The sequence below is a fragment of the Cryobacterium sp. TMT2-4 genome, assembly GCF_004402575.1.
GTDB lineage: Bacteria > Actinomycetota > Actinomycetes > Actinomycetales > Microbacteriaceae > Cryobacterium > Cryobacterium sandaracinum.
On record NZ_SOGE01000037.1, the window covers coordinates 24,590 to 44,888 of the forward strand.

The 20,299-nt window shown below is 68.3% G+C and carries 19 protein-coding genes; 8 read left to right on the forward strand and 11 right to left on the reverse strand.

Features of this window, described 5'->3' with window-relative positions:
• Positions 1–56: 56 nt before the first annotated feature.
• The 10 genes from E3O54_RS12905 to E3O54_RS12950 all read right to left on the reverse strand — a co-directional run bounded on the left by E3O54_RS12905 (position 57) and on the right by E3O54_RS12950 (position 9,054).
• Positions 57–1,511: an amidase gene (locus E3O54_RS12905; protein ID WP_134401749.1), complete on the reverse strand. Its 1,455-nt coding sequence runs from the start codon at positions 1,509–1,511 to the stop codon at positions 57–59.
• Between the two features lie 72 nt (positions 1,512–1,583).
• Complete coding sequence (locus tag E3O54_RS12910) at positions 1,584–1,946, reverse strand: hypothetical protein (protein ID WP_104099883.1); 363 nt, start codon at positions 1,944–1,946, stop codon at positions 1,584–1,586.
• A gap of 44 nt (positions 1,947–1,990) precedes the next feature.
• Positions 1,991–2,569: a GNAT family N-acetyltransferase gene (locus E3O54_RS12915; RefSeq protein ID WP_174720224.1), complete on the reverse strand. Its 579-nt coding sequence runs from the start codon at positions 2,567–2,569 to the stop codon at positions 1,991–1,993.
• Positions 2,570–2,595: 26 nt separating this feature from the next.
• Positions 2,596–3,282: a uracil-DNA glycosylase gene (locus E3O54_RS12920; RefSeq protein ID WP_134373596.1), complete on the reverse strand. Its 687-nt coding sequence runs from the start codon at positions 3,280–3,282 to the stop codon at positions 2,596–2,598.
• A gap of 10 nt (positions 3,283–3,292) precedes the next feature.
• Positions 3,293–4,012 carry a Type 1 glutamine amidotransferase-like domain-containing protein gene (locus E3O54_RS12925; protein ID WP_134373598.1) on the reverse strand — a complete coding sequence of 240 codons (720 nt, stop codon included), beginning with the start codon at positions 4,010–4,012 and terminating at the stop codon, positions 3,293–3,295.
• On the reverse strand, positions 4,009–4,626 hold the full coding sequence (locus E3O54_RS12930) for a phosphoribosyltransferase (RefSeq protein WP_104099892.1): 618 nt from the start codon (positions 4,624–4,626) through the stop codon (positions 4,009–4,011). The genes E3O54_RS12925 and E3O54_RS12930 overlap by 4 nt, the downstream gene beginning before the upstream one ends.
• 36 nt (positions 4,627–4,662) lie before the next feature.
• Positions 4,663–5,793 (reverse strand): bifunctional 2-methylcitrate synthase/citrate synthase, encoded by a 1,131-nt coding sequence (locus E3O54_RS12935; RefSeq protein ID WP_134401750.1) that lies wholly within the window; start codon positions 5,791–5,793, stop codon positions 4,663–4,665.
• A 46-nt stretch (positions 5,794–5,839) separates the two neighbouring features.
• Positions 5,840–6,751, reverse strand: coding sequence for a methylisocitrate lyase (prpB, locus tag E3O54_RS12940; RefSeq protein WP_104099878.1), 912 nt, complete (start codon positions 6,749–6,751; stop codon positions 5,840–5,842).
• On the reverse strand, positions 6,751–8,286 hold the full coding sequence (locus E3O54_RS12945; protein ID WP_134373600.1) for an MmgE/PrpD family protein: 1,536 nt from the start codon (positions 8,284–8,286) through the stop codon (positions 6,751–6,753). Before E3O54_RS12945 ends, prpB begins: the two co-directional genes overlap by 1 nt.
• A 51-nt stretch (positions 8,287–8,337) precedes the next feature.
• Positions 8,338–9,054: a GntR family transcriptional regulator gene (locus tag E3O54_RS12950; protein ID WP_134401751.1), complete on the reverse strand. Its 717-nt coding sequence runs from the start codon at positions 9,052–9,054 to the stop codon at positions 8,338–8,340.
• Positions 9,055–9,141: 87 nt separating this feature from the next.
• Here E3O54_RS12950 and E3O54_RS12955 point away from each other — a divergent pair, with 87 nt between their 5' ends.
• The 4 genes from E3O54_RS12955 to E3O54_RS12970 all read left to right on the forward strand — a co-directional run bounded on the left by E3O54_RS12955 (position 9,142) and on the right by E3O54_RS12970 (position 13,586).
• Positions 9,142–11,076: an AMP-binding protein gene (locus tag E3O54_RS12955; RefSeq protein WP_134401752.1), complete on the forward strand. Its 1,935-nt coding sequence runs from the start codon at positions 9,142–9,144 to the stop codon at positions 11,074–11,076.
• A 78-nt stretch (positions 11,077–11,154) separates the two neighbouring features.
• The gene (locus tag E3O54_RS12960; RefSeq protein ID WP_104099874.1) at positions 11,155–11,514 is read left to right on the forward strand and encodes a DUF485 domain-containing protein; all 360 of its coding nucleotides are present in this window, start codon (positions 11,155–11,157) and stop codon (positions 11,512–11,514) included.
• Entirely contained in the window at positions 11,511–13,154 is a 1,644-nt protein-coding gene (locus tag E3O54_RS12965; RefSeq protein WP_134401753.1) for a cation acetate symporter, read from the forward strand. Before E3O54_RS12960 ends, E3O54_RS12965 begins: the two co-directional genes overlap by 4 nt.
• A gap of 138 nt (positions 13,155–13,292) precedes the next feature.
• Positions 13,293–13,586 carry an alcohol dehydrogenase catalytic domain-containing protein gene (locus E3O54_RS12970; protein ID WP_198411493.1) on the forward strand — a complete coding sequence of 98 codons (294 nt, stop codon included), beginning with the start codon at positions 13,293–13,295 and terminating at the stop codon, positions 13,584–13,586.
• 18 nt (positions 13,587–13,604) lie between these two features.
• On the opposite strand, the gene E3O54_RS12975 is transcribed toward E3O54_RS12970, so the two are convergent.
• On the reverse strand, positions 13,605–14,384 hold the full coding sequence (locus E3O54_RS12975) for an SDR family oxidoreductase (RefSeq protein ID WP_134343265.1): 780 nt from the start codon (positions 14,382–14,384) through the stop codon (positions 13,605–13,607).
• Positions 14,385–14,410: 26 nt separating this feature from the next.
• On the opposite strand from E3O54_RS12975, the gene E3O54_RS12980 reads away from it, so the two are divergent.
• The 4 genes from E3O54_RS12980 to E3O54_RS12995 all read left to right on the forward strand — a co-directional run bounded on the left by E3O54_RS12980 (position 14,411) and on the right by E3O54_RS12995 (position 20,260).
• Positions 14,411–15,607: an acyltransferase family protein gene (locus E3O54_RS12980; protein WP_134373602.1), complete on the forward strand. Its 1,197-nt coding sequence runs from the start codon at positions 14,411–14,413 to the stop codon at positions 15,605–15,607.
• Between the two features lie 117 nt (positions 15,608–15,724).
• A complete protein-coding gene (locus tag E3O54_RS12985) occupies positions 15,725–17,056 on the forward strand; it encodes a bifunctional o-acetylhomoserine/o-acetylserine sulfhydrylase (RefSeq protein WP_104099870.1) in 1,332 nt (443 codons plus the stop codon).
• A 364-nt stretch (positions 17,057–17,420) separates the two neighbouring features.
• Entirely contained in the window at positions 17,421–18,647 is a 1,227-nt protein-coding gene (locus E3O54_RS12990) for a homoserine O-acetyltransferase (RefSeq protein ID WP_134343267.1), read from the forward strand.
• Between the two features lie 125 nt (positions 18,648–18,772).
• The gene (locus E3O54_RS12995; RefSeq protein ID WP_134401754.1) at positions 18,773–20,260 is read left to right on the forward strand and encodes a DUF4389 domain-containing protein; all 1,488 of its coding nucleotides are present in this window, start codon (positions 18,773–18,775) and stop codon (positions 20,258–20,260) included.
• Positions 20,261–20,299: the final 39 nt, after the last annotated feature.

A 20,299-nucleotide genomic window follows, 5' to 3' on the forward strand; every position in this document is an offset into this window, starting at 1 on the left:
CCGGTGTTTGACCCAAAATCTCCGTCGAATTGGTTTGACCGCGCGCTCGGAATCGCTCAGCGGGCGCACGGGAGTCCTAGGCCGCCGGCCTCGGGCGGCGTGCGGTGCTGCCACTGCAGCCTCCGTTCGAGCTGCGCACCGAGCGCCAGTAGCGTGGCCTCCCCGCCCGGCCGGCCGATCAGCTGCACTCCCATCGGCAGTCCAGCCCCGGTTTCGGCAACGGGCAGCACGATCGCGGGCAGTCCGCTCACGTTGACCATGGACGTGAACGGGGTGTACTGCACCTGCTGGGCGAAGTTGCGCTCCCCGTCGACCGCGTCGTACCAGCCCAGCGGGCGCGGCGTGAGCGCGAGCGCCGGGGTCAGCACCGCGTCGAACCGGGACAACTGGCGGATGAACGACCGCTCGTAAGCCGACAGGGCCGTGAGCGCCTGAGCCAGATCCCGAGCGGACAGCTCCCGGCCGCGGTTTATCAGCCAGCGGGTGAGCGGCTCGAGCAGCTTCTCCTGCTCCGGGGTGTCGGCGGGGATGCTCGCAGCGCCGGCCTGCCAGATCGCGCGGAACGCCGGCACATAGCTGTCGTCGGGCTCGAGCGCCGTCTCCTCCAGGCCATGGCCCATACTCGCGAACCCGTCGACGGCCACCATCAGGGCGGCCAGCGCCTCGGGAGCGATCTCGATCGGGTAGGCGTCATCCCAGGCGGAGGTTGTCATCACGCCGAGCTGGAACCGGCCCTCGCCGCGCACGGCGGCGGCCAGCAGAGGTGCATCGTCGCCGGGGGGCCGGAGCGAGTACAGGTGCTGCGGATGCCCGCCTCGCGGCGCGATCATGGCGTCCAGCAGCAGGGCGGCATCCGCCACCGTCCGTGCCAGCGGTCCGGCCACGCTGAGACCGCCGAGCGTGTTGATCCCGGACGACGAGGGCACCCGGCCACGCGACGGTTTCAGGCCGACGAGACCGCAGGCTGCCGCGGGGATCCGCACCGAGCCGCCGCCGTCGGAGCCCGGAGCGAAGGGAAGCAGCCGGGCGGCGACGGCCACCGCCGCCCCGCCGCTGGAGCCGCCCGCGCCCCGGGAGCGGTCCCACGGGTTGCGCGCTGGCGGCCCGGCCAGCGTCTCGGTGTACGACGGCAGCCCGAACTCGGGCGTGCTGGTCTTGCCGAGGCTCACGCCGCCGGCCGCGTCCAGGGCGAGCACGAGATCGTCGGACTCGGCCGGCACGTAATCCTGCATCAGCCGCGATCCGAACCGGGCCGGCACGCCGGCGCGGCTCTGCAGGTCCTTGTCGGCGAAGGGCAGACCCCAGAGCGGCATGCTGCGCGGCATCAGCTGCTCGACGAAGCGGGCCCGCTTCCGCGCGGCATCCGCTGTCACGCTCACGAACGCGCCGAGGCCAGAGTCCTGAGCCTCGATCCGGCCCAGGTAGTGCTCGGTCAGCTCGGTGGGGCTGATCTCACCGCGCTGCAGCGCCTGCCATTGTTCGAGAGCGGTCAGTTCATGCGGAGCGGCCATCCCCCGAGCCTAGCCAGCCGGGATGCCGGGCATCGGCGCGACGGAGCGGCGAGACGCTCAGCGGCGCGACGCTCAAGAGTGGGACAGCCCGGTCAGCAACGCCTGGAACGCCCGCGGCGCGGCGCGGAGAACGGATGCCGCCGCCCACGACCCGGCCCACGGCAGCAGCTGCGCGACGTTGATGATCTCGTACTGCACGAGCGACCCGGCCTCCTCCTCGGGCAGCACCTGGTACTCGCCGCGGTACCACCAGCCGCGCCGCAGCACGAGTCGGCGTCGGTCCCGGTCGGTGTGCACGTTGCCCCCGCCGGCCGCCCCCGAGGCCATCGCCGTCACGAGCCGGTTGAACACGGCGTCGGGGCCGGCCTCGAGGTGTCCTGCGAACGAGCGCAACACGATGTGGCGCTCGGGCAGGGTGGGCAGGGCATCGGTCATCCCTCGATTTTAGGCGTCCGCCGGCCGCAGGCTCGCCGCTGCGCCTATTTGAGGCTCTTCTGCAGGAGCACGGTGCCGAGCCAGCGGTCGAACTTGAAGCCGACCTTGCCCATCCGGCCGATCTCCGCGAATCCGAAGTCGAGGTGCAGCTTGATCGACGCGTCGGCGCCTTGGTCGGCGACGACCGAGATGATCTCCTTGAGCCCGGCCGCCTGGGAGCGCTCAATGAGTTCGCCGAGCAGCATCCGGCCCAGTCCCTTGCCGGTGGAGGCCGCTCCGAGGTAGATCGAGTTCTCGACCGTGAACCGGTAGGCGCGTTTCTGCTTCCACGGGCTGACCAGGGCGTAGCCGAGCAGCTGGCCGGCCGGGGAGACGGCCACGATGAACGGCATCCCGAGCTTGCCCAGATAGTAGAACTTGCTGCGCCACTCGGCGAGGGTCATCGGGTCGACGTCGAAGGTGACCGTGCTGTTGGCGACGTAGTAGTTGTAGACCTCCCGGATATACGGCAGATCAGTGATTTGGGCCTCACGCATGGTGAATCCGAACGGCGCCTCTTCCGCGGGCGTCGGTCGAAGGTGCCGGGGCAATTGCCGACGCGGCTGGTATTCCTCTTCAAGCACAGCTAACTCCTCCAGAGAGCTCCAGATTACCCGAGGGACCAGTCCACCGGGGCCGCCCCGGTGCGGCCGAGGTACTCGTTGGCCCGGCTGAACGGCTTTGAACCGAAGAATCCGCGCCTGGCCGACAGCGGGCTCGGGTGCGCGGACTCGATCACCGGCGTGTCCCCGAGGAGCGGCCGCAGCGTGCCGGCATCCTTCCCCCACAGGATCGCCACGAGCGGCCGGTCCCGGGCGACAAGGGCGCGAATGGCCTGCTCGGTCACGCACTCCCAGCCGCGGCGCCGGTGCGACCCGGCCAGGCCGGCCTGCACGGTGAGTACGCGGTTGAGCAGCAGCACCCCCCGCCGCGACCACGGCGAGAGGTCTCCAGTGGCGGCGGTGACGCCCACGTCGTCGTGCAGCTCCCGGCAGATGTTCGCCAGGCTGCGCGGCAGCGGCCGCACGTGTGCCTCGGTCGCGAAGGCGAGCCCGATCGGATGTCCCCGGGTCGGGTACGGGTCCTGGCCGACGATGAGCACCCGCACGGCATCGAACGGCTCGGCGAAGGCGCGGAAGACGTTCTCCGGGGCCGGTAGCCAGATACGGCCGGCCAGAGTCTCGGCGCGCAGGAGCTCCGCCATCCGGTCGATCTCCGGCCCCACCGGCGCCAGCGCCTGGGCCCAGCCAAGATCGATGGCCCGGCTCTCGGTCAGCGCCGCGAGGGTGACGGGCATGATGCTCGGCTCAGGCCCCAAAGGTGCTCACGAGCACCCCGCCGTCGGCCTCGCTGACCCGCCAGACACTGCCGGCTCCGACGACGCTGAGCGCGCCCTCGCCGACGACCAGCGCGGTGTTCTCGTCGACGGCCAGGCCGCCGTCGATCAGGCCGGCCTCGGTGGCCGCGACCAACCGGGACAGCGTGCCCCACTGGGCGGCGTGCACCTCCACGGTGACGTCGAGCAGCCCGATGCCGGGTTCAACGGTGATCTCGTCGAGCCCCTCGGCGGCGTGTTCGCCGCTGACCTCGACGCCGCCCATGCGCCAGCCGCCGATCAGGGCACGCTCGGCCGCGATCATCGCGCCGGCAGAGAATCCGAGATAGGGGATGCCGGCGGCCACCTGACGACGGATCTCACCGAATATCGGGGCCACGGCGACCAGGTAGGCGGGGGTGACTCCGCCGCCGACCAGGATTCCGTCGGCCTCGGACACAGCGGTCAGGGCGAAGACGTCGCCCGGGGCGACGACGGTGACCTTCGGCTCGAACTCGCCGGCCGCGGAAACGGCGGCGACCAGGTTCGCGGCGTGGTCGGCGGCGTCTTCGGCACGCACGACGAGGATCGCGATGCCAGGCTCCGCGCGGCCTGCCACGACTCCGCGCGCCGTGGCCTCGGCCAGGAAGGGTCCGAAGACGGCCGCGTCTGTCCGGGGGTTCCAACCGCCGCCGACCAGGTGCACGCTCACAGCAGGGCGCCCCGGGCCACGAGGGGCAGGCTGGCGGCGAGCAGGCTCGCGACAGGCAGGTCGTCATCGAGCTGTGCGCCGCCCGGCAGGCTCGCACCGGTGAGGCTCTCCGCTACGGGAGGCAGCGAGGACCAGGGGAACACGATCCAGCGGTCCGTTTCACACCAGGTGAAATCGGGCACCAGCACGGTGCGAGGCTTCGTGTACAGGGTGGCGGTGCGCACCTCGCAGGCGGTTTCCCGCAGCAGCGCGACGACCATCGCGAGGGTGTGCCCGGAGTCGGAGACGTCGTCGACGAGCAGCACCCGCAGGCCGGTTAGCGACGGCGCGTCGAGCATCGGTCCCGACAGGACCGGCACGGGGAGGCGCTCGTCGACGCCGGTGTAGAACTGCACGTTGATGCTGCCGCAGTTCTTGGTGCCCAGCGCATACGACATGGCGCCGGCGAGCAGCAGCCCGCCGCGGGCGATGGCGATCACGACATCCGGCTGGAAGCCGCTCGACAGCACCGCCTTCGACAGCTGGCGGGACGCGTCCGCGAACACGTCCCAGCCCAGCACTTCCCGCTCAATTCCGGTCACATCACGTGCAGCGTCGTCCGCGTCGAATCCCATTTCCCAATGGTAGGTCACGGCGCGGTCACGATGAGCTCAGGCCAGGTGCCGCTCCTCGTGGCCGTTATAGAGCGAGAGCGGCCGGATCAGGGCATTCGATGCGGTCTGCTCGATGATGTGCGCGGTCCACCCGGTCAGTCGCGCCGCGACGAAGATCGGCGTGAAAGTGAGGGTGTCGAATCCCATCAGGTTGTACGCCGGTCCCGACGGGTAGTCCAGGTTGGGCAGGATGCCGGTGCGCGTCGTCATCCCCGCCTCGAGGGATTCGTAGAGCTCCAGCAGGTCCGGCCGGTCATAATGCTCGACCAGGGTGACCAGCGCGGTGCGCATGGTCGGCACCCGCGAGTCCCCGTGCTTGTACACCCGGTGGCCGAAGCCCATCACCTTCCGCTTTGCGGCGAGGGTCTCATTCAGCCACGCCTCGGCGCGCTTCCCGGCGCCCAGGCCGAGCCCGATTTCATCGAAAATGTGCATCACGGCCTCGTTCGCCCCGCCGTGCAGCGCGCCCTTGAGAGCCCCGATCGCTCCGGTGACCGCGGAGTGCAGGTCGGACAGGGTCGAGGTGATCACGCGGGCGGTGAACGTCGACGCGTTGAAGGAGTGCTCCGCATACATGATCATGGACACATCGAACGCGTTCACGACCACGAGTTCGGGCACCTCGCCGAACGTCATGAACAGGAAGTTGGCCGAGTAGCCGAGGTCGCTGCGCGGTTCGATCAGCTCGAGGCCGTGGCGGCGGCGCTGGTCGTAGGCCACGATCGCCGGCATCTGGGCCCAGAGCCGCAGGCCCTTGGCACGGTTGGCCGCCGGCGACGCGTCGGCCGCATCGGGGTCGTTCGCGCCGATCAGGCTGACCGCCGTGCGCACGACGTCCATCGGGTGCGCCGTCATCGGCAGCTCGTCGATGACGCGCTTCACGGCAGGAGTCAGGTGCCGGAGGGAGCGTTCCTGCTCCTCGAATTCGCCCAGCTCGACGTCGGTCGGCAACTCGCCGTGCCAGAGCAGGTAGGCCACCTCCTCGAAGCTCTTCTGTGCCGCGAGTTCCTGCACCGGGTAGCCCCGGTACAGCAGCGAGTTCGATTCGGGGTTGACCTTGGACACCTGCGTACGGTCGACCACGACGCCGGCGAGGCCCTTGTAAATGGTCGGTTCGTTCTGACTCATGTCGCTCCCTTGCGTTGAGACTGGATCTGCGTGCGGGGCCGGGCTGCTACGAGGCAACATCCGGGTTGAGGGTGAAGTTGAAGACGCCGGAATCGAAGTGGCTGTACGACTCGTAGTCGAGCAGCTCGTAGAGCCTCGCCCGGTGCTGCATCTCCGGCAGCAAGCCGGTCAGTGAGCCCTGCGCCTCGATGGTGTCGAGGCCGCGTTCGGCCGCCCCCATCGCGAGGCGCAGCAGGGACACTGGGAAGATGACGATGTTCATGCCGACATCCGCCAGCTGCTGGGTCGTGTAGAGCTCGCCCTTGCCGAACTCGGTCATGTTCGCCAGCACCGGCACGTCCACGGCGGCGCGGATGGCCGCAAACTCGGCCAGGGATGCCATCGCCTCCGGAAAGATCGCGTCGGCCCCGGCGTCGACGAGCTTCTTCGCCCGGTCGACCGCGGCAGCCAGGCCGTCGACGGCACGGATGTCCGTGCGCGCCATGATCAGGAAGTTCGGGTCGCGCCGGGCGTCGACGGCCGCCCGGATGCGCTTGGCCGCCGTGTCGTCGTCGACGACCTGCTTGCCGTCGAGGTGACCGCAGCGTTTCGGATTGACCTGGTCCTCGATGTGCATGCCAGCCAGACCGGCATCCTCGAGCGTCTGGATCGTGCGTGCCACGTTCATCGGCTCGCCGAAGCCGGTGTCGGCGTCCACGATCGTGGGCAGGTCGCTCATCCGGGCGATCTGCTGGCTCCGTCCGGCCACCTCGGTGAGAGTGGTCAGGCCGATGTCGGGCAGACCCAGGTCGGCCGAGAGCACCGCGCCGGAGATGTACACCCCTTCGAAGCCCTTGGCCGCGATCAGTCGAGCCGAGAGCGGGTTGAACGCACCGGGGAAGCGCAGCAGCCGGCCGCTCGCCAGGTCCTTGCGGAACGCGGCCCGCTTGGCGGCCGGGCTGACTTTCGAGTACAACATCAGAAGATTCCGTTCGGGGTGGGAAGTGAGGCGAGCAACCCGTTACGGGCCACGATGGTGAGCTGGCCGAGCTCCCCGGCGCCAAGCCGCGGCAGGCGTTCGGCCGCGGCGAGGAAGCGCACGATCTCGCCCTCCTCGACCACGTCGGCCGCGAGGGTGCGGAACTTGTGCACGTATTCGGCCCGCCCGAACGGCTTCGCGCCGAGCGGATGGGCGTCGGCGACGGCGATCTCGTCGACGACCCGGCTGCCGTCGGTGAGCTCGATCTCGACTCTACCGCCGAAGGCCTTCTCGGCCGGGTCGAGCGAGTGGTACCGGCGGGTCCACTCGCTGTCTTCCGTGGTGGTCACCTTGTTCCAGAGGGCGATCGTGTCGGCCCGGCCGGCGCGTTCGGGCCGGTAGGAATCCACGTGGTGCCAGCTGCCGTCTTGCAGGGCGACCGTGAAGATGTATGGGATGGAGTGGTCGAGGGTCTCCCGGCTGGCCGTGGGGTCGTACTTCTGCGGGTCGTTCGCGCCCGAGCCGATCACGTAGTGGGTGTGGTGGCTGGTGTGGATGACGACGGATACGACGTTGGCCGGATCGGACAGGGCCGGGTGCTCCCGGTGCAGCTTCCGGGCCAGGTCGATCCACGCCTGCGCCTGATACTCCGCCGAGTGTTCCTTCGTGTAGCTGTCCAGGATGGCGCGCTTGGCTTCACCATTCGACGGCAGCGACACCTCGTAGGCGGCATCCGGCCCGTCGAGCAGCCAGGCGATCACGCCGTCTTCACCCTCGTAGATCGGGGTGGGGCTGGTTTCGCCGCGCATCGCGCGGTCGACCGCCTCCACCGCCATCTTGCCGGCGAAGGCCGGGGCGTGTGCCTTCCAGCTGGAGATCTCGCCCTTCCTGGACTGCCGGGTGGCCGTCGTGGTGTGCAGCGCCTGCCCCACCGCCTGGAAGATGGTCTCGGGGTCGAGCCCGAGCAGGGTGCCGATGCCGGCGGCCGCCGACGGGCCGAGGTGGGCCACGTGGTCGATCTTGTGCGCGTGCAGGCTGATGCCCTTGACCAGGTCGATCTGGATCTCGTAGCCCGTGGCGATGCCGCGCACGAGGTCGCGACCGGTCAATCCGCGGGCGGTGGCGAGGTGCTGGGCGACCGCGACGACCGGCGGGATGTTGTCGCCGGGGTGTGAGTACTCGGCGGCGAGGAACGTGTCGTGGTAGTCGAGCTCACGCACGGCGACCCCGTTGGCCCAGGCCGCCCACTCAGGTGACACCCGGCGGGAGCGCTGCTCGCCGAACACGGTCGCCCCGACGCCGTTGAACGAACGCGGGTGCGCCAGCGCCTGCGAGCGGGCCGACACCACCGGGCGCCGGGTCAGCGACGCCGCGGCGACGGCGGCGTTGTCGATCACCCGGTTGACGATCATCTCGGTCACCTCGTCGCTCACCCCGACCGGGTCGGAAGCGACCTCGGCGATCTTCCAGGCCAGCTGGTCGGTGCGGGCAAGGTTCTCGTCGCTGCGGTGAACACGAACGTGGTGGAGCTGCACGGTGGATCCCTTCGATTGGTTCGATTGGTTCGATTGGTTCGAATAGTGCGGTCAGCGCGGTGGAGGCGATGGGTCGGCCGGAACGGCCGACGATCCCCGGAGGGTCGCGAGAACGCTGGTGAGGCTCTGGTGGAGGTGCACGTGCGTGGCGTGGGCGGCCAGCGACGAGTCGCCCGCCAGAACGGCGTTCACGATGAGCAGGTGCTCGGCGGCGGCGCTTCGGAGCCGGTCCGGGTTGTCCCGGGCCAGGCGACGGATGCGGGCGAGGTGCGTGCGCACCCCGGCGAGCGCACCCACGAGGAAGGGGTTCGCCACGGCCACGTCGAGGGCCAGGTCGAACTCGTCGATCAGCTCGTAGTAGCGGCGTAGTCCCGCCTTGCCGTGCCGGAGCAGCTCCGGGGCCGCAAGGAACTGCGTGCGGAGAGCCTCGAAGACCGCCGGGTCGCGGCGCTCGGCGGCGATCCGGGCTGCGTGTTCCTCCAACGCCCGTCGCACCTCGTAGAGTTCCCCGATTCTGTCCACGCTCATCTCGGTGACCATGAACCCACGGCCGGTGCGGCCGGCCACCAGACCGTCGGCGATCAGCCGGGCGATCGCCGCGCGCAGAGGGGTGCGCGACACCCCGATCCGGGCGGCTTGCTCCACCTCGAGCAGCCCCGTGCCGGGCGCCAGGAGGCCGTCGAGAATCTCGCCGCGCAGCTGCCGGTAGGCGCGTTCGCTTGCGCGAACCGGAGCCGTGGTCCCCGTCGTTGGGGTTTCTGTATACACAAATCACATGTTATTCCCTTATTGCGGGTTATGTGCCAGACTTCACGAATTCTATGTATACATAGGAACTTCAACGGAGAGGTTCGAATGTCAGGGAAAGCTTCGGCGGGGTATCACGACCTGTGGCAGAGAAGCATCGATGACGGCACGCGTTCGGCGTTCTGGCTGCAGGCAGCCCGGGCAATCGACTGGACCGTTCCGCCGACGGTGGCGCTGGAGGAACGCTTCCCCGGCGCCTGGCGCTGGTTCCCGGACGGCGAACTCAACACCAGCTACAACGCGCTCGACCGCCACGTGCTTGCCGGCCGCGGCGAACAGACGGCCGTCATCTACGACTCGGCGATGTCCGGCACCCGGGTGCGCCTGAGCTACCGCGAACTTCTGGGACGCGTCGAGCGCTTCGCCGGGGTGCTCCGCGCCAGCGGCGTCGGCCAGGGCGACCGGGTGATCGTCTACCTGCCGATGATCCCGGAAGCCATCGTCGCCATGCTGGCGTGTGCCCGCATCGGCGCCATCCACTCCGTCGTCTTCGGCGGCTTCGCAGCCAGCGAGCTCGCCGTGCGGATCGACGATGCGCGACCGACCGTGATCGTGACCGCCTCCGGCGGCCTCGAACCGGGCCGGGCGGTCGAATACCTGCCTCTGGTCGAACGCGCCCTCGCTCGCAGCAAGGGCTCGGTGCACACCGTCATCGTGCGCGACCGGGAGATGGTCCCCGGCTGCGCCGCCGACTACGCCGGCACCAGCGACGTGGCCTGGCTGGACTGGGCCCACGAGGAGAACGAGGCCTCCCCGGCCGCGCCGATCAGCCTTCGCTCCGACGACCCGCTCTACATCCTGTACACCTCCGGAACGACCGGCAATCCGAAGGGGATCGTCCGCGACAACGGCGGCCACGCCGTGGCGCTGGCCTGGTCGATGGCCAACATCTACAACGTCAAGCCCGGCGACGTCTTCTGGGCGGCCTCTGACGTCGGCTGGGTGGTCGGCCACTCCTACATCGTCTATGCCCCGCTGCTGGTCGGCGCCACCACGGTCATCTATGAGGGCAAACCGGTCGGCACCCCGGATGCCGGGGCGTTCTGGCGCGTGGTGGAGGACTACCAGGTGTCAGTCCTGTTCACGGCGCCCACGGCCATCCGTGCCATCCGCCGCGTCGACCCTGACCTGGTCGAACTGGCGGGGCACGACATCCAGAGCCTGCACGGGCTGTTCCTGGCCGGCGAACGCCTCGACCCGGAGACATACCACTGGGCCAATGACGGGCTGCACTGCCCGGTGGTCGATCACTGGTGGCAGACCGAGACCGGCTGGGCGATCTGCGCGAACCCGCGGGGCATCGCCGACATCCCGACGAAACCGGGCTCGGCCACGTTCCCGGTGCCCGGCTACGACATCGCCATCCTCGATTCCCAGGGCAAGCCGGTCACGAAGGCCGGCAAGGACGGCAACATCGCCATCCGCCTCCCGCTGCCGCCCGGCGCCCTGCTCGGGATCTGGGGCAGCGAAGACCGCTTCGAAAGCTCCTACCTGTCGGCTTTCCCCGGCTTCTACGCCACCGGAGATTCCGGCCACTTCGACGAGGACGGCTACCTCTATGTGATGGGCCGCACCGACGACGTGATCAACGTTGCCGGGCACCGACTGTCCACCGGCTCGCTCGAGGAGGTGCTCACCCTGCACCCTGCGGTCGCCGAGTGCGCGGTGCTCGGCGTGCGCGACCCTCTCAAGGGGCAGCGCGCGGCCGGCTTCGTCACGCTCAAGTCCGGGACCACGATCGACCACGACACTCTCGGCGCAGAGCTCATCGCGCTGGTGCGGGAGCATGTCGGGCCGGTGGCCGCGTTCCGAGACGTGACCATCCTGGACAGGCTGCCGAAGACCCGGTCGGGGAAGATCCTCCGCAAGACCATCCGGCAGATCGTCGATGGCGAGGCCTACACCGTACCGCCGACGATCGAGGATCCCACGGTTCTCGACGCCCTCAAGCAGGCCGTGCATGGAGTCGGCCCGAACGCCTGAAGCACCAGTCGACCCCCACAGATCACCCCAGCACCATCCCACACAGTCACATCCCTTCACCGGAGCAAAGGAGCCCGCATGGCGGAATCACTGAAAGACAAACTCCCGGACGGAGTAAAACCGTCCACCATCGACTACATCGCGTATGAGAAGACGCCGAAGTTCATCCAGCTGAAGAAGCAGCGCCGCGGGTTCGTGCTGCCGCTGGCCGCCTTCTTCTTCATCTGGTACTTCGCCTTCGTGCTCGTCGCGGCCTACCTGCCCGACGTGATGGCAATCCCGGTCTTCGGCAAGTTCAACCTCGGACTGGTGCTCGGCCTCGGCCAGTTCGTCACCACCTTCGCCATCACCATGTGGTACGTGTCGTACTCGAACCGCCGTCTCGACCCCCTCGGGGCCGAGCTGCGTGCCGAGCTTGAGGAGATGGACAAGAAATGATCGCAACCAGCATTCTGCAGTCCCTGCCGGGCCGCCTGGCCCAAGCCGTCGAACCCGCGGAAAACAACCCCGTGCTGAACATCTCGATCTTCCTCGCTTTCGTGGCGGTCACCCTGATCGTCGTCATTCGCGCCGGGCGCAACAACAAGACCGCGGCCGACTACTACACCGGCGGCCGGTCCTTCACCGGCCCGCAGAACGGGTTCGCCATCGCCGGCGACTACCTCTCCGCGGCGTCGTTCCTCGGCATCGTCGGGGCGATCGCGGTCAGCGGTTACGACGGCTTCCTGTACTCGATCGGCTTCCTCGTGGCCTGGCTCGTCGCCCTGCTGCTGGTGGCCGAGCTCATGCGCAACACCGGCAAGTACACCATGGCGGATGTGCTCTCCTTCCGCCTGCGTCAGGGTCCCGTGCGCGTGGCCGCGGCGACGACCACCCTTGCCGTCTGCTTCTTCTACCTCCTCGCCCAGATGGCCGGAGCCGGCGGCCTTGTGTCGCTGCTCCTCGGCATCAACGACAAGGTCGGACAGTCCGTCGTGGTCACCGTGGTCGGCGGCCTGATGATCATGTACGTGCTCATCGGTGGTATGAAGGGCACCACCTGGGTGCAGATCATCAAGGCGTTCCTGCTCATCATCGGCGCATTCGCGATGACCGTCTGGGTGCTGGCCATCAACGGCTTCAACTTCTCGGCGCTTCTCGACTCGGCCATCGCCGCCTCGACGAGTGTGCCGGCCGACGCCATCCTGGTGCCCGGCCTGAAATACGGCGAGAACCCGCTCGACTTCGTCTCGCTCGCCATCGCCCTGGTGCTCGGCACCGCGGGCCTGCCGCACGTGTTGATGCGCTTCTACACGGTGCCCAGCGCCAAGGAAGCCCGTCGCTCGGTCGTCTGGGCGATCTGGCTGATCGGTGCGTTCTATCTGTTCACGCTGGTGCTCGGCTTCGGTGCCGCCGCGCTCGTCGGAGCAGATGTCATCCTCGCCGCTCCCGGCGGAGTGAACTCGGCCGCGCCGCTGCTCTCCCTCGCGCTCGGCGGACCGCTGCTGCTCGGCTTCATCTCGGCCATTGCGTTCGCCACGATCCTGGCCGTGGTGGCCGGGATCACGATCACCGCCGCGACCTCCTTCGCTCACGACATCTACATGAGCGTGATCAAGAAGGGCAAGGGTGACCCCGACGCCGAGGTCAAGGTCGCACGTCGTACCGTCGTCATCATCGGCATCCTCTCGATCGCCGGCGGCATCGGCGTGCAGGGGCAGAACATCGCCTTCCTGGTGGCCCTGGCCTTCGCCGTCGCGGCGAGCGCCAACCTGCCGACCATCCTGTACTCGCTCTTCTGGCGCGGCTTCACCACCCGCGGCGCCGTGTGGAGCATGTACGGCGGCCTTGCGGTCACCGTCGGTCTGATCATCTTCTCGCCGGTCTTCTCCGGCACGGAGACGTCGATGTTCGGTGCAGACGTCGACTTCGCCTGGTTCCCTCTGAGCAACCCCGGCATCATCTCCATCCCAATCGGGTTCTTCCTGGGCTGGCTCGGCTCGATCACCAGCACTCGCAAGGAAGACCCGCTGCTGGCCGCGGAAATGTCCGTGCGGTCCATGACCGGCTTCGGCGCCGAGAAGGCCTCCGAGCACTGATCGAAACCGTACGACCCGCATGACCACTACTCCCCTCGGCTGCACCCCAGCCGGGGGGAGTAGTGTCGTTCCGCGGGCCGGAGGGCCAGACCATCCGCCTGCGCCGAGCCTTTGACGCATGACTGGAGAAGATTCTCAATGAAAGCTGCACGTTTCCACGGCCAGAAAAACGTCCACATTGAAAGCATCGAAGAGCCGGAGACCCGCAGCGGCACAGTGAAGATCGCAGTCGCCTGGTGCGCCATCAGCGGCACCGACCTTCACGAGTATCTCGACGGCCCGATCTTCATCTCGGCGCCCGGCCACCCGCATCCGCTTTCGCATGAATCCCTCCCGGTCACCATGGGCCACGAGTTCGACCTCACCAGCGAGGGCTTCGACACCCTGATCAACCACAACGACACTGCTGTGAAAATCCTGGTCCACCCCTAGGCAGAACGCTTGAGTGCGTCAGTCTTTGGGTGCCAGCGGCCCCCGCGCGACTCGCGTGGGGGCCGCCTGCGCAACCGGCTTGATCACGATCAGGTCCAGATTGACGTGGGCCGGGCGTTCGACGCTCGACACGATCGTCTCGGCAATATCTTCGGCGGTGAGCGGATTCGGCACCCCGGCGTAGGCCGCGGCAGCCTTCTCCGCATCACCGTTGAAGCGCACCAGCCCGAATTCCTCGGTCTGCACCATCCCGGGGGCAACCTCGATCACCCGGATCGGCTCGCCATTCAATTCCAGGCGCAAGACTTCCATCAGGGCGTGCGCGGCGAACTTCGCCGCGTTATACCCTCCACCTCCGAGGTAGGCGACATGACCCGCAATGGACGTGACCGTGACAATGTCGGCGGCGCCGCCCTCCGCCCGGATCCCGGCCCGCAGCAAGGGCAGCACGGCGCTCGTGACCCGCTTGACCGCGAGCACGTTGATCTCGAACATCCAGGCCCAGTCCTCGATCTTCGATTCCTCGACGGTGTCCAGCCCCACTGCGCCGCCCGCGTTGTTGACCAGCGCGTGCACCGGCCCGGACGCCGCGAGATAGTCGCGCAGCGCGTCCACGTCGGCCTGCCGGGTGAGGTCGGCCGTGAAGACCTGCGCCCCGGTCTCCGCCTGCAGCGTCGCGAGGCGGTCGGCGCGGCGAGCCACCCCCACCACATCCCAGCCCCGCTGGCGGAACAGGCGCACGGTGGCGGCACCGATCCCCGAACTCGCACCGGTCACAACGACTCTTTTTGTACCCATGGTTCCATTCTGGTCGGAGAAGCAGCATGATGAGCCCACGCGCCGCCGGAATACCGCACGTGCAGAAACGACGCGTGCCGCTCTGGGACAATGCGCGCTGGATCGCGATCGCCCTGGTTGTGCTCGGGCACGCCATCCTGAAACTCATCGCCGAGTCGGATGTCGCCTACGAGTTCTATCTGTTCGTCTACGCCTTCCACGTTCCGCTGTTCGTCGCCGTCAGCGGGTACTTCGCCCGGTCGGGCCCGCTCGGCACCCGCCAGCTGCATCGTCTGGTCACCGACATCGTGCTCCCCTACGTGATCTTCGAGACGATCTGGACAGTCGTGCACTGGCTACTCGGCGGCGAATTCCGCCTGGACTACTCGTCCCCCTCCTGGACCCTGTGGTTCCTGATCGCCCTCCTGGCCTGGCGCCTCGCCCTGCCCTTCCTCGTGCTGCTGCGCCATCCGCTGCTGATCAGTGTGATCATCTCCGTCGGCGCCGGGTACTTCGCGTCGATCGACAGCACCTTCGCGCTGTCGCGCACGCTCGGGCTGCTGCCGTTCTTCGTCTTCGGCTGGCAGCTACGCCAGTGGAAGCTCACCGACCGCTGGCTGGGGCTGCACGCCACCGCGGTATGGCGCTGGCGGATCGGCGCGTTCACCCTGTTCACGGCACTGCTGGGCGTGATCGTGGCGAACATCGACGCCCTTCGTGAGGCGCAGGTGCGCCAGTTCCTGCTCTACGACGAGGCCTACCCGGCGTTCGGCTACGACCAGCTCTGGGCTGGCGTCATCCGTCTGGGTCTGCTGCTGCTCGCGTTCGCCCTCATCGTGGCATTCCTGGTGCTCATGCCCCGGCGACGGCTCTGGTTCACGCCCTACGGCGCGGCCACGATGTACATCTACCTGCTGCACAGTTTCGTGCTGTTCCTCCTGCGCGAGAGCGGGGTGCTCGGCGGACCCCAGCCGGGCTGGGTGCTGCCCGCGATGATCGGGTTCAGCGTGCTGATCTCCATCGCCCTCTCGCAGCGGATCGTGCGCAGGGTGTTCCACCCGCTGATCGAGCCGCGCGCCCGCTGGCTGTTCCGCAAGAAGGCGCGCACCGACACCGGCACTATCGTGCTTCCGCACCTCGACGCGCCTGCCGGCACGCTCGCCGCCGAGCCTCCCGCAGAGCCTCCCGCAGACGCACCGCCCGCAGACCCTGCCGTCGGCACACCGCGCGACACGCCGCGCTGACCGCTTCGTGACGCTGTGTTGCGGTGTCCGTTGCCAGCTCGACAACCCCCTGCCTAGAATCGCTGGCAGAGCGCTGGAAGGTCCACGCTCGTCGAGGATCACCCGGGAGATCACCTCATGAGCGACAACGCTGCAGACTGGAAGTTTGAAACCAAGCAGGTGCACTCCGGTGCCCAGCCCGACCCGACCACCAATGCCAGGGCCACCCCGATCTACCAGACCACGTCCTACGTGTTCGACAGCGCCCAGCACGCGCAGAACCTGTTCGCACTGGCCGAATTCGGCAACATCTACACCCGTATCATGAACCCGACCCAGGCCGTCGTCGAAGAGCGCGTCGCCGCCCTCGAAGGGGGCACCGCAGCCCTGCTCCTGGCCTCGGGCCAGGCCGCCTCCACGTTCGCGGTGCTGAACATCGCCCAGGCCGGCGACCACATCGTCTCGTCGAGTTCAATCTACGGCGGAACCTACAACCTGTTCAAGTACACCCTGGCCAAGCTGGGCATCGAGACGACCTTCGTCGAGAACCAGGACGACCCCGAGGAGTGGCGCCGGGCGCTGCGCCCCAACACCAAGCTCTTCTTCGCCGAGACCATCGGCAACCCCAAGATCAATGTGCTCGACATCCGTCTCGTGGCCGATGTGGCGCACGCCGGCGGGGTGCCGCTCATCGTCGACAGCACCATCGCCACCCCCTACCTGATCCGCCCGTTCGAGCACGGCGCGGACATCGTCGTCCACTCGGCGACCAAGTTCCTCGGCGGCCACGGTGCCGTCATCGGCGGCGTCATCGTCGACGGCGGCACGTTCGAATGGTCCAAGAACGTGGAGAAGTTCCCCGGCCTCACCGAGCCGGACCCGTCCTACCACGGCGTCAGTTACACGGGCGCGGTCGGCGACGGCATCGCCTACATCATCAAGGCGCGCGTGCAGCTGCTGCGCGACCTCGGATCCGCGATCGCCCCGGCGAGCGCCTGGCAGCTCATCCAGGGCATCGAGACTCTCAGCCTGCGCATCGAACGCCACGTGCAGAACGCCCAGGACATCGCGGAATGGCTCGAGAACCACCCCGACATCGCCTCGGTCAACTACGCCGGCCTGCCGTCGAGCCCCTGGTACGCCGCCGCCAACACCTACGCGCCCCGCGGTGTCGGCGCCGTGCTGTCCTTCGAGTTGAAGGGCGGAGTGGATGCCGGTCGCGCCCTCGTCGACAACCTTTCCCTGTTCAGCCACCTGGCCAACATCGGCGATGTGCGGTCGCTCGTCATCCACCCGGCCTCGACCACGCACGCGCAGCTCACCCCTGAGCAGCAGCTCACGGCCGGTGTGACGCCGGGCCTGGTGCGCCTCTCCGTCGGCATCGAGAACATCGCCGATCTGAAGGCCGACCTTGAGACCGGCCTGGCGGCCGCCCGCGCGGTTGTGCAGGCATCCCGCGCCAACGCCTGACACGCCCCCAGCCGCTGCCAATCCGGATGGGTATCCCCCCCCCAGGCGGGTGGGTAACCAATTCGACGGAGATTTTGCCTTATACACCCGGTTTCGGCCCGTTTCAGGCCAAAATCGGCAAAATCTCCGTCGAATTCGTTCGGGTGGCGAGCTGATTCGGCTCCGCCGAGTGCGAACGGAGTGCGAACGGAGTGCGAACAGAGTAGAAACCGAGTGGAAACCCAGTGCAACCCGAGTGAAAACCGGGTGCGGCCCGAGTGCCGGCCGGGTACTCCGCGGCGACGGCCGGGCGCGCGGTGCGCTCACCAGACGGTGCGGTGACAATAAGCCGGAAGGGCTGTTCACCCGGCAGAATAGGGAGCCCATGGACTGGCAATATTCGGCAGACACCGTCCCGTCGAGCTTCGTGACCGAAGCCCAGGCGCGGTCGCTGCTCGGCAAACCCCCGGCGACGGGTGCGTGGCGCGACGGCGACCCCGTGGGGAACCGTCGTTTCCTCGACGTCGGTGCGCTGCACTTTGAGGGGGGCAGCAGCCTCGGCGCCGTGCGGATCGCCTACGAGACGTGGGGCGAACTGTCCCCGAGCGGCGACAACGCCGTGCTCATACTGCACGCCCTCACCGGCGACAGCCACCTGGTCGGCCCGGCCGGCCACGGCCACCCGACCGCGGGCTGGTGGAGCAGGATCGTCGGCCCCGGCCTGGCCATCGACACCGACCGCTGGTTCGTGGTTGCCCCGAACATGATCGGTGGCTGCCAGGGCAGCACCGGTCCGGCCTCCCTCGCCCCGGACGGCTCCGAATGGGGCACCCGCTTTCCCTACCTCACCATTCGCGATCAGGTCGCCGCGCAGGTCGCCTTCTCAGACCATCTCGGCATCGACCGTTGGGCCGCCGTCGTCGGCGGCTCGATGGGCGGGATGCACGCGCTCGAGTGGGCCATCGAGCATCCGTCCCGGGTCGCCCGCCTGGCAATCCTCGCGGCACCGCCGGTGACGACCGCCGACCAGATCGCGCTGAATTCGGTGCAGATCGAAGCCATCCGCAGCGACCCGCTCTTCCGCTTCGGCGACTACTACGACGCCGCGGACGGCGACGGCCCGACCCGCGGCCTCGCCCTGGCCCGGCGGATGGCGCTGCTGAACTACCGCAGCTCCGAGGAGCTCAACCTGCGCTTCGAGCGCGGCTGGCAAAGCGAGATCAGTCCGCTCGGCGCGGGCGGCCGGTTCGCCGTCGAGTCCTACCTCGATTTCCACGGCAACAAGTTCACCCGGCGGTTCGACGCGAACAGCTACATCGTGCTGGTCGAGGCCATGAACTCGCACGACATCGGCCGCGGCCGCGGCGGTGTCGCATCCGCCCTCTCCCGCATCGATGCGCTCAGCGTCGTCGTCGGCATCGACAGTGACCGCCTCTTCCCCCTCGAGGGCCAACAGGTCATCGCCGCCCATCTGCAGGGCAACATCGACGACACGGATGCCGTCACGCTCCACTCCGGCTTCGGCCACGACGGTTTTTTGATCGAGAACGAGGCCATCGGCGCGCAACTTCTGCGTGTTCTGAGCCGTCCCGCTCCCTCGCATCGAGCTTGACGCGGTCCCGGATCAAGACGACGTCGACCGGCAGGCCACGGAACGCGACACCCTCGTGAACCGAGTCGTGCCCGTGAATGAGACGTACCCTGACTCGAGACGTACCCGATGAGAGGACACGCGCCATGAAACCCGGTTCCGTCATCATGTTGATCTTTGGCGCGATCCTCTCCCTGCTCGGCTTCTCGCTGGCCCTGGCCGGGGCGATGACCGCCGTGGTCAACGCGCAGGGCGAGGACGGCTACATCACCAGCCCCGCCCGCTCATTCTCGGTACAGTCGTTCGCGCTCACCTCGCCCCGGATCGGCTCGATCGAGCTCAAGGACGTCCCGGCGGACATCGGCACTCTCCGACTCCGCGCGCTCTCCACCTCCACAGCGGACGTCTTCATCGGCGTCGCGTCTCAGGCCGACGTCGACCGCTACCTGGCCGGAGTGAATAGCACCGAGCTGCGTGACCTGAACATCAATCCCTTCCGTGCAGTGTACCGCGACATTCCGGGCAGCCGCGCTCCCGAAGCCCCCGGCGCCCAGGACTTCTGGGTGTCCTCCGCCGAGGGTCCCGGCACTCAGGAGATCGACTGGGATCTGACGAGCGGCAGCTGGGCGGTCGTCGTCATGAACGAGGATGCCAGTTCCGGCGTCTCAGTCGCCCTGCAGGCCGGCATTCGCCTCGGGTTCCTCGCCCCGCTGGCGGTGGGGCTGCTTCTGGTCGGCCTGTTCATCCTTCTCATCGGCCTGGTGCTGACCGTGTTCGGGGCAATCGGCCTGGGCCGCGGCACACTGCCCGCATCCAGGCCCGGCGCCACGCCCGACACACCGCTCGGAGCAGCAACTTTCGTCGGAGCAGGCCCACCCGGGGCGACCGCGGTCCCTGCCCATCCCGGCGGGCGGACGTTTCCCGCCCGGTTGACCGGAACCCTCGATGAGGGGCTGTCCCGCTGGTTGTGGTTGGTGAAGTGGATCCTGATCTTCCCGCACGTGGTGGTGCTGCTGTTCCTCTGGTTCGGGTTTGTCGTCACCACCATCGTCGCCGGGTTCGCCATCCTGTTCACCGGTCGATACCCGACGGCCCTCTTCCAGTTCAACGTCGGGGTGCTGCGCTGGAGCTGGCGGGTGTCCTTCTACGCCTACTCGGCGCTCGGCACCGACCGGTACCCCCCCTTCAGCCTGGCGTCGTCGGCCGACTATCCCGCCGATCTGCAGGTCGATTACCCGGAGCGCCTCTCGCACGGGCTCGTTCTGGTCAAATGGTGGCTATTGGCGATTCCGCACCTGCTGATCGTGGCGGCCTTGACCGGAAGTGCGACGATCTGGCGGAACGACGAGGGCGACTCGGTCTCGAACACCGTCCCGTCCCTGATCGGGGTCCTGGTGCTAATCGCCGCGGTCATCCTCCTCTTCACCGGCCGGTACCGGCGCAGCCTGTTCGATCTGATCCTCGGCATCGACCGCTGGATCTTCCGGGTAGCCGTCTACACCGCCCTGTTCCGCGACGAGTACCCGCCGTTCCGCCTCGACCAGGGCGGCGCCGACACCCCGGAGGCCGCGGTCACACGAGCACCGATCACACCCGCCGCACCTGCCGGCGGAGCGGCGTCGAGCACGCCCTGAGTCGCCGGTCACGCCCGTCGGTAACGCCGTCGGTCGCGC

Coding starts and splice junctions, on each gene's coding strand:
- prpB (WP_104099878.1), bottom strand. CDS start 6,751: ATGTTGTACTCGAAAGTCAGCCCGGCCGCCAAGCGGGCCGCGTTCCGC.
- E3O54_RS12955 (WP_134401752.1), top strand. CDS start 9,142: ATGTCAGGGAAAGCTTCGGCGGGGTATCACGACCTGTGGCAGAGAAGC.
- E3O54_RS12930 (WP_104099892.1), bottom strand. CDS start 4,626: ATGGGATTCGACGCGGACGACGCTGCACGTGATGTGACCGGAATTGAG.
- E3O54_RS12990 (WP_134343267.1), top strand. CDS start 17,421: ATGGACTGGCAATATTCGGCAGACACCGTCCCGTCGAGCTTCGTGACC.
- E3O54_RS12920 (WP_134373596.1), bottom strand. CDS start 3,282: ATGCCCGTCACCCTCGCGGCGCTGACCGAGAGCCGGGCCATCGATCTT.
- E3O54_RS12960 (WP_104099874.1), top strand. CDS start 11,155: ATGGCGGAATCACTGAAAGACAAACTCCCGGACGGAGTAAAACCGTCC.
- E3O54_RS12995 (WP_134401754.1), top strand. CDS start 18,773: ATGAAACCCGGTTCCGTCATCATGTTGATCTTTGGCGCGATCCTCTCC.
- E3O54_RS12970 (WP_198411493.1), top strand. CDS start 13,293: ATGAAAGCTGCACGTTTCCACGGCCAGAAAAACGTCCACATTGAAAGC.
- E3O54_RS12905 (WP_134401749.1), bottom strand. CDS start 1,511: ATGGCCGCTCCGCATGAACTGACCGCTCTCGAACAATGGCAGGCGCTG.
- E3O54_RS12985 (WP_104099870.1), top strand. CDS start 15,725: ATGAGCGACAACGCTGCAGACTGGAAGTTTGAAACCAAGCAGGTGCAC.
- E3O54_RS12935 (WP_134401750.1), bottom strand. CDS start 5,793: ATGAGTCAGAACGAACCGACCATTTACAAGGGCCTCGCCGGCGTCGTG.
- E3O54_RS12975 (WP_134343265.1), bottom strand. CDS start 14,384: ATGGGTACAAAAAGAGTCGTTGTGACCGGTGCGAGTTCGGGGATCGGT.
- E3O54_RS12980 (WP_134373602.1), top strand. CDS start 14,411: ATGATGAGCCCACGCGCCGCCGGAATACCGCACGTGCAGAAACGACGC.
- E3O54_RS12965 (WP_134401753.1), top strand. CDS start 11,511: ATGATCGCAACCAGCATTCTGCAGTCCCTGCCGGGCCGCCTGGCCCAA.
- E3O54_RS12910 (WP_104099883.1), bottom strand. CDS start 1,946: ATGACCGATGCCCTGCCCACCCTGCCCGAGCGCCACATCGTGTTGCGC.